General features: G+C 70.5%; 3 protein-coding genes and 1 pseudogene. 3 read left to right on the top strand and 1 reads right to left on the bottom strand.

Going from position 1 to position 9240, the window contains the following annotated elements:
• A pseudogene (locus AC08OP_RS14920) lies at window positions 1–1095 on the bottom strand (AAA domain-containing protein); the annotation flags it as partial.
• Window positions 1096–1476: 381 nt separating this feature from the next.
• Between AC08OP_RS14920 and AC08OP_RS14915 the strand changes: the two are divergent.
• From AC08OP_RS14915 to AC08OP_RS14905, 3 genes are all read left to right on the top strand, one after another.
• On the top strand, window positions 1477–1917 hold the full coding sequence (locus AC08OP_RS14915) for a hypothetical protein (RefSeq protein ID WP_476614755.1): 441 nt from the start codon (window positions 1477–1479) through the stop codon (window positions 1915–1917).
• Window positions 1918–2430: 513 nt separating this feature from the next.
• The gene (locus AC08OP_RS14910) at window positions 2431–3768 is read left to right on the top strand and encodes an ATP-dependent 6-phosphofructokinase (protein ID WP_476614754.1); all 1338 of its coding nucleotides are present in this window, start codon (window positions 2431–2433) and stop codon (window positions 3766–3768) included.
• A gap of 377 nt (window positions 3769–4145) precedes the next feature.
• On the top strand, window positions 4146–9240 hold a 5095-nt coding region (locus AC08OP_RS14905; RefSeq protein WP_476614753.1), incomplete at its 3' end, for a DEAD/DEAH box helicase.

The following is a 9240-nucleotide window of genomic DNA, read 5'->3' as shown; positions in this document are numbered from 1 at the left end:
GTTGTCGTGACCGCGCCGGCCACGGCCTCGATCGGCGTGGGCGCCGTCGGCCCGCTCGTCCGCGCCGAGCGCGGCGGCGACGAGCCTGTCGTCGGCGACCACGGCGGCGATGGCCTCGGGGAGCACGTCCCGTTCGGCGAGGGCGGTCCGCAGCTCCGCGTAGAACTGCGCCTGCAGAGCCGGCCGCGGCCGCACGTACACCGCCCAGGTGTCGACCAGGACGGGACTCGGCCCCGGCGGGGGCACCGGACCGGTGGTCGCGCGGGCGTCCAGCCCGAGCGGGGCGAGGATCTGGCGGTGCAGCTCGGCCCGGGCCGGGGCATCCCACGGATCGGCCGGCGCCGTCCGCAGCCGGTCGCGCAGGGCCGATATCTCGTCCAGACCGGGGAGGCCGAGGCCGTGCAGGGGCTCGGTCTCCAGGCTCGCCGGACCGTCGGGATGCAGCCGGATGACCCCGGAGTCCGGATCGACCGTCAGCACCATGCGGGTGACGAGCAGCGGATGGATGATCGTCGCGTCGCCGACCCGCCAGCACAGCACCGACTGCCCCCAGGCCAGCTCCACGGTCGCGGCCTCGCGCTGCAGCCGCAGGCGCAGGTCGAACAGGCGCTGGTAGAGGGCGCGCGCGTCGCGGGCGGCGCGTGCCCCGGGCGCCCACGGCCGCCACACCTGACGCACCCAGGCGTCGAGCAGGGCGACGGCGCCCGGCGGAGCGTCCCGCTCCTCGCCCGGGACGCCGGGAGCGGGAGGCTCGCGTTCCCTGGTCCGCTCGACGGCCTCCGCGTCCAGGAGATGGGCGGGGATGGTAGGTGGGGCGTCCGGGCTCACCACCGTCCCGGCCAGGTAGCGGTCGAGCGGGGGTGGCCAGCTCGGCGCGGCCGGCTGGGGCAGCCGGGCGACCTCCAGCCAGCTCTCCCGCTGCGTTGTCGGGCCGAACCGGATCCCCGGATGGGACGGGACGTCAGCCGGAAGGAGCGGAGCGGGGACGTACTCGGCGAGCTGGCGACGGGGGGCACCGCGCCGTTCGGCGGCGAGCGCGGCCAGGTAGTCCAAGAGCCGAAGCGACCGGCCACGGACCTGATCACGGGCGGACATCGGGCTCCTCGGCCGGGGGCTGGGTCAGGGCGCGGCGGCGCGACGCCATCGGCCGTCCGTGCCTCCGCCTGATCGACCTTACGACCTGTCTCCGACACAATCGCCGGCTTCCGGCTTGTCCCGCCCGGACCGCTGCCCGAGGAGGCTGCCCGAGGAGGCTGCCCGGGACGGGCGGCGCGTTTCCGCCCGTGGCCACACCCACGCCGGACGAGGCCGACGCCTGATCCGCTACCAGGGACGCACGTGGGGCGGCGAACCGTCGGCGTGTCGATCCTGTCGTCTTCTGGACACGCATAGTGACTATCGGTACCGTCCGACGTCGTCTGGTCCGACGTCGTCTGGTCGGGCTGCGCCGAGTCGGGTTGCTGGGGGAGAACCACCATGGGATTGCGTTCCGGCGGTGCCGCCGTGCTCACGAGCATGCTGGTTGTGCTGACCGCGGTTCCGGTCGCGGCTTCGCGCCCCGCGGATGGCCCGTCGCGTTCCGTGGCGGAAAGCTCGCGTTCCATCGACGAGGTGCCGGACCAGGTCTCGCTCCGGGCTCTCGACGGCGGCGGCGACCACGGCAGCGGCGGCGGCGACCACGGCAGCGGCAGCGGTGGCGGTGATGGGGACCAGGGCCGTGGTGGTGATGGGGACTCCAGAGCGTCCGCCGGCACGGGTGCGTCCCGGCCCCCCGCCCCGGACAGGACCGGGACGGATCCCCGCGGGAACTCGCTTTCCTATACCGGTGGGCAGATCAGCGTCCTCGCCGTACTGGCGGCGCTGTTGCTCGGTGGGGGTGCCTTCTGGCGACGCGCGCACCGGGCCGGGCTGTCCTGAGCGCGGTGACCTGCCGGCTGCCGGCCGGCGAATCTGGGGGACCTGAGCACGGTTTGCGGTCCCTGGACCGTGACTGGCTCCCCCAAATTCGGCCGCCGCGCGATGGTGGTCACTGCATAAGCTGACCGTCTCCCGGCCGTCGCGGCCGCCAACGTCGCGGGGCCTCCGGATCCGGGTCCGTATCCGGGTCCGGACCCGGGTACGGTCTGGTCTAGTTTGGGTTATCCGGCTCGGACGGCCTGCTCGCATCGCCCGGAGGTGTCCGCCTCGGACAAGTCGGGACGGGGTTGGCAGGTTGTTACGCCGGTTTCGCGCCTATGAAGCCATTGTTTCCGTCCGCAGGTTGCGGGTTATCCGGTCGACGGGGCCGTGGTGGGTGGTTTGGGTCGGTACTCTCGGTGTGGAGAGACCTGGGATGATCGGGGGCGTCCGTGCTCCTCTGGTCCAGGTAAGTATGAAGCGAAGTCACCGAGACTGATGTAGTGCCGATCGAGACGTGAGGGCCGGGTAACGGTGGGTGCACCAATACTGGTGGATAATGCCGATCTGGCGGTCAAGACCCTGGGGGTCTGCCGGATTGATTCCCCGCTCCTGCCGCTGCTGGGGGAGCGGCCGACGACGCAGCACTATATCGATGAGTCGGACAAGGTCCTCTACGACGACACTGCCCTGATGATCTCCTCGCGTGGTGTCGCGCTCGACGACCTGCCCGGATTCGAGCCGGCCGGGCCGCGCCGGAAGATCTACTTTGACCCGTCGAAGACCCGGGTGGGCATCGTCACCTGTGGTGGGCTCTGCCCCGGGTTGAACAACGTGATCCGCGGTCTGGTGCTGGAGCTGACCTCGCACTACCGGGTTCGGCGGATCTTCGGGTTCCGTAACGGGTACCAGGGCTTCATCGCCCGCTACGGCCACGACGTCGTCGATCTCACCCCGGAGAGCGTCGCCAACATCGACGACGACGGCGGGACGATCCTCGGCAGTTCCCGCGGTCAGCAGGATCCCGCCGAGATCGTCGACTGCCTCTCCCGGATGAACATCAACATCCTGTTTGTCATCGGTGGTGACGGGACCCTGCGCGGGGCCGGGCAGATCGCCCGGGAGGCCGAGACGCGCGGGGAGAAGATCGCCGTGGTCGGCATCCCGAAAACGATCGACAATGACATCCCCTACATCGACCAGAGCTTCGGCTTCCAGACGGCCTTCGGCAAGGCCGCGGAGTCCATCCGGGTCGCGCACGCCGAGGCGACGTCCGCGCCCGGCGGGCTCGGCGTGGTCCGGCTCATGGGCCGCCACTCGGGATTCATCGCCTGCTACGCGACGCTGGCGAAGAGTAACGCGGACGTGGTGCTCATCCCGGAGCTGCCGTTCAAGCTGGAGGGCGACGGCGGCCTGCTGAACTACGTGCGTCGCCGGGTGGCCGAGCGCGGCCACGCCGTCGTCGTCGTCGCCGAGGGTGCCGGCCAGGAGCTCGTCGTCGGCCAGCCGGAGAGCACCGACGCGTCCGGGAACCGCAAGCTGCACGACATCGGCCCGGAGCTCTCCCGCCAGATCAAGGAGTACTTCGACGCCGAGGGTATCGAGCTCAACCTGAAGTACATCGACCCCAGCTATGTGATCCGCAGCGTGCCGGCGAACCCGTACGACAGCGTCTACACGATCCGGCTCGCCCACGCGGCCGTGCATGCCGCGATGTCCGGCCGCACGGAGATGGTCGTCGGCCGCTGGCGGCGGCGGTTCATCCACATCCCGATCCCGCTCGCGATCAGCCAGCGCAACCAGGTCGACCCGGCCGGCGATCTGTGGATGTCCGTCCTCGAGGCGACCGGCCAGCCGCCCCGCTTCGAATAGCCGAGTAGCCAGCCCCCCTCTCTTGCCTTTCCAGAGGGATAAAAGGGACGTCGAAGCCTCTGGACAGGCAAGGTTCCCGGTGTGGCCGTGCGTGTCCACAAGGACGAATCGGGCCCGGGGCCTCTGGACAGACACCCACCGGAACAGCCCACGGTGTGCCGTGGTCAGGCCGGGCCGGTCCAGGCCGGGTCAGGCCGGTCCAGGCCGGGTCAGGCCAGGCGGCGGATCCACCAGAAGCAGAAGCCGGTCCGTCATGCCGGACGGTGGGCGCCGATCACCGTAGGGTACGACGACAGACGCACCCGGCCCGCCGCGCCCGACCTGGATGTGCTGGCCGGACACTGTTCGGACCTGGCGGGTAGGAGGGCAGGGAGTACGTGGAGGTCTTCGAGACTCATCGGAGCCTGATCGAGGACTATGCGGCCTTCACCGACTCCCTCGTCGAGGTTCGCGACGAGAAGATCAGAGATTATCTCGAGCAGGAGCGGGCGGCGAAGGTCCGCTGGCCTGACCCGTGGATCTCGCTCAACCCTGCGTTCGCCTCCGGCGGCACGGTCGACGAACTGGTCGGCACGGGTCTGCTGCACCCCGACTGCGGCAGATTCTTCCGGGTCAAGAGGGATGCCGACGATCCCGGCAGGCGGTCGCTGACGCTGTATCGGCACCAACGGGAAGCCATCGAGACGGCCCGGGACGGCGGCAGCTATGTGCTCACCACCGGCACGGGATCCGGTAAAAGCCTTTCCTACATTGTTCCGGTCGTGGATTCCGTCCTCCGTGACCCCCGCCCGAACCACATCTCGGCGATCGTGGTCTACCCCATGAACGCGCTGGCGAACAGCCAGCTCCACGAGTTGCAGAAGTATCTCGAATGGGGACTACCCGTGGATGGCCGGTCGGTCACCTTCAACCGGTACACCGGGCAGGAATCGGCCGAGTCCCGGCAGCGGATCCTGGATCGGCGCCCCGACATACTGCTGACGAACTACGTGATGCTCGAGTATATCCTCACCCGGCCGCACGAGCGCCAGGCTCTGATCGGGGCAGCCGCCGGCCTTCGTTTCCTCGTCCTCGACGAACTACATACCTACCGCGGCCGTCAGGGTGCTGACGTCGCACTGCTCACCCGACGGGTACGGGACGCGTGCGAAGCACCGGACATGCAGTGTGTCGGTACCTCGGCCACCATGTCGAGAAAGGCGTCCTTCGAGGAGATGCGCCGCGAGGTCGCCGTCGTGGCGGGTCGGTTGTTCGGCACGGAGGTTCGGCCCGACCGGGTCATCGGTGAGACGCTCGAACGCGCGACGGCGTGGCGACCGGTCAGTGACGTGGAGTTGCGGGCCCGGGTCATCGATGCCGAGCCCATGGATGCCGAGCCCATGGATGCCGAGCCCATCGATGCCGGGCCGCCGGTGCGGGTCGGTGAGCAGGTACCGCTCGACCCAACCGGCGCGCCACCGCCGAGCGGGGGGCGGCCCCAGCCCTTTGCGCGGCTCGCGGGCGATCCGCTGGCGATCTGGGTCGAGGACACCTTCGGTCTGGCTCTCGGTCCCGGAGACCGGCTGGTGCGGGAGGACCCGACGACCCTGGCCGCTGCCGCCGAGAAGCTCGCCGAGCGGACGGATCTCCCGGTGGAAACCTGTGCCGGCGCCATTCAGGCCATGCTCGTCGAGGGCGCGGCGGTGCGTCATCCGGAGCACGGCAGACCGTTGTTCGCCTTTCGCCTGCACCAGTTCCTCTCCAAGGGGGACACGGTCCACGTCAGTCTGGAACCGACGATGGTCCGGTATATTACCAGTCAATACCAGGTGAGTGTGCCCGGATCGCGGGACAAGGTACTGCTGCCGCTGGCCTTCTGTCGTGAATGTGGTCAGGAATATCTCGTCGTCGCGCGCAGCAGGGACACCCCTCGCCGCTATACCGCCCGCCGGGAGTCGGTCGCGGTTGAAAGTGAAGCCGATCTCGGCTATCTCTATGTGAGCGAGGATCATCCCTGGCCTGCCGATCCCATTGCCGAAGGGCGTTTTCCGGACACCTGGTTCGACGCCGACGAGCACGGGCACTCGTTCGTCCTGCCAAGACTCGCCGATCAGGTGCCGCGCCGGGTCCGGGTGACGGCGGACGGCAGCGAGGTCGAGACGGACGGCGAGCGCGCCGTGTTCCTTCGTGACGTGTCCGGTTCGGTGGCGTCCGGTTCGGTGGCGTCTGGTTCCGTGGCGTCCGGTTCCGCGGCGTCCGGTTCCGCGGCGTCTGGTTCCGCGGCGTCCGAGCCGATGACGGCCTGGTTCATCCCGGCGCCGTTCCGGTTCTGCCTGCGCTGCCGGGTCTCGTACGAGCAGCTGCGGGCCCAGGACTTCGCCAAGCTGGCCTCGTTCGCCGCCGAGGGCCGCAGCTCGGCCGTGTCGTTGGTCAGCACCAGCATCGTGCGTAACCTGCGGCGCCAGAAGGCGTTGGACTCCCGGGCCAAGAAGCTGCTCACCTTCGTCGATAACCGCCAGGACGCGAGCCTGCAGGCCGGGCATCTCAACGACTTCGTGCAGGTCACCCAGCTACGCGGCGCGCTGTACCGGGCCGCGCGCGCGGCGGGCCCCGCCGGCCTGCGGTTCGACTCGGTTGCCGAGCGTGTCACCGATGCGCTGGACCTGCCGATGCGGTCGTTCTCCGCGATCGAGGAGCCGGTGTTCAGCCAGCGCGACAACGTGCTGCGGGCGCTGCGGGCGGCGATCGGGTACCGCGTCTACGCCGACCTCGAACGAGGTTGGCGGGTGACCATGCCGAACCTCGAGCAGACCGGCCTCATCACCTTCGACTACGTGGACCTGGACGAGATCGCCCAGCACCAGGCGTCGTGGGCGACAACCCATGCCCTGCTGCGCGACGACGATCCCGAGCACCGGGCGCTGCTCGCCCGCATCCTGCTGGACGAGATGCGCCGGGCGCTCGCCGTCGACGTCGACGCCCTCACCCAGCCTGGCCACGAGCGCATCGTCCAGACAGCCGACCATCTGCTCCGCGGGGTCTGGGCGGTGTCGGGGGACGAGCCGCGGGTGCTCGAACGCACCGCCTACCCGTTCCCGGGCGGCCGGGGAGGCACGCGGGACGCCATACACGTCACCGGTCGTGGTGCGTTCGGCCGCTACCTGCGCCGACCGCACGAGTTCCCGCGCCACCGTGGCCGGATCCGGACGGACGACGCCGAGGCCGTGATCCACGACCTGTTCACGGTGCTGGAGCGCCATGGCCTGATCGGGCAGGTGATGGTCACCGGGCCGGCCCGCGGCGGCGCGCGGGCTTACGCGCGGGCTCAACGGGGCCCGGCGGGCTACCGGGTGAAGGCGTCGGCGCTCATCTGGCGGGCCGGGGGCGGTCGACGTGGCGCGGAGGACCCGCTGCGCCGCGTGGTCGACGACACCGTCGGCGCACGGGTCAACCCGTTCTTCCGCGATCTGTACTCGCACGCCGCCGCGGAGCTCGCCGGCATCGTCGCCCGCGAGCACACCGCCCAGGTCCGGGCCCAGCAGCGGCAGGACCGGGAGGAGGCGTTCCGCCGCGGGGGCGACCCGGCCGAGGGCGGGCTGCCCCTGCTCTACTGCTCGCCGACGATGGAGCTCGGCGTCGACATCGCGGACCTCAACGCCGTCATGATGCGCAACGTCCCCCCGACCCCGGCCAACTACGCGCAGCGTTCGGGCCGGGCCGGGCGCAGCGGCCAGCCGGCGCTCGTGACGACCTACTGTTCCACCGGCAGCGCGCACGACCAGTACTACTTCCGCCGGTCGAAGCTGATGGTCGCCGGTCGCGTGACCCTGCCCCGGCTCGACCTCGCGAACGAGGATCTGGTCCGTTCGCACGTGCATGCCATCTGGCTCGCCGAGAGCGGCGCGAGCCTGCACCGCGGGCTCACCGACGTCCTCGATACCGCCGAGGGCCCACGCGGCGAGCTGCCACTGCCGATCCGGGAGGATCTCGCCGCTCACCTGGACGACCCCGCCGTGCGGGCCCGCACGGTGCGGCGGGCCGAGGCGGTGCTCGCCGAGGAGATGAAGAACAGCCCCTGGTGGTACGACCGGTGGATACCCGACGTCGTGAACGGGGCGTTCCTCGCGTTCGACGGAGCGTGCGACCGGTGGCGGGCGATGTACCGGCAGGCGATCGTCGACCAGCGGGAGCAGAACCGCCGGGTGCTCGACCGGTCCACCCAGTCGAAGGCGCGGGCGGCCGCGCGCCGACGTCGGTACGAGGCCGAGCAGCGCCTGCACCTGCTCACCAACGACTCCCCCGACCAGCAGCTCTTCAGTGATTTCTACTCCTACCGCTACTTCGCCTCCGAGGGTTTCCTACCGGGTTATTCCTTCCCCCGGCTGCCGTTGGCCGCCTACATTCCCGGCAGCCGGCGGGGCGACGGGTCCTACATCCAACGGCCCCGGTTCATCGCGGTCGGTGAGTTCGGCCCGGGCGCGCTGATCTATCACGAGGGTGGGCGGTACCAGGTCACCAGCGTCCAGGTCCCCGGCTCGGAGCACGGCGTCCCCGGATCGGTGGCGACGATCGAGGCACGGCTGTGCGAGTCCTGCGGCTACTGGCATCATCGCGACGCGGCCGTGAACCGGTGCGAGGAGTGTGGCACGGTGCTGGGCGGCGGCCGGGCCGGGCTCATGCACCTGCAGACGGTGACCACCACCCATCGCCGACGGATCTCCTCCGACGAGGAGGAGCGCCGCCGGGCCGGTTTCGACCTGCTCACCACCTTCCGGTTCAGCCGGCACGGGGTCCGGCCGGGACGGCTCGCCGCGGACGTGCGCGGCCCGGATGGGGAGGACCTCGCCGAGTTCGTCTACGGCGATACCGCGACGATCCGGATCATCAACCAGGGCCTGCGGCGGCGGGCGGACAAGAACGACGTCGGCTACTGGCTCGACACCGTCAACGGCCGGTGGCTGAATGAGAGACGGGCCGGCGAGCTCCGGGCCGGGGATCTCACGGAGGAGGAGTCCGGTCTCGACGAGTTCGCCGACGACCCGCGGGCCCGCAAAATCATCCCGTACGTGGAGGACCGGCGCAACATCGCCGTCGTCCGGCTCGCCCGGCCGGTCTCCGACGAGGTGGCGACCTCGGTGCGGTACGCGCTCGAACGCGGCATCGAGGCGCTGTTCCAGCTCGAGGACGCGGAGCTGGAGTCCCAGCGGCTGCCCGACCCGGACGGCCGGGGCCGGATGCTCTTCGTCGAGAGCGCGGAGGGCGGCGCGGGCGTGCTGCGCCGCCTGCATGACGAGCCGGAGGCGCTGGCGGCGGTGGCGGAGGAGGCGCTGCGCATCGTCCATTTCGATCCGAAGACCGGGGAGGACACCGACCGGGCGCCGGGCGCCCGGGAGCGCTGCGAACGGGGCTGCTACGACTGCCTGCTCTCCTATGGCAATCAGTCCGACCATACCGTCATCGATCGACATGCCGCGGTCGAGATCCTTCGTGCCC

The sequence above is a fragment of the Frankia sp. CeRuru1 genome, from assembly GCF_977966315.1.
The sequence above is the reverse complement of the archived record's forward strand: the minus strand, read 5'-3'. Positions and strand labels throughout refer to the sequence as shown.

Excerpts from the sequence above, each read along its gene's own strand:
- AC08OP_RS14915 (WP_476614755.1), top strand. The coding sequence starts at position 1,477 with ATGGGATTGCGTTCCGGCGGTGCCGCCGTGCTCACGAGCATGCTGGTT.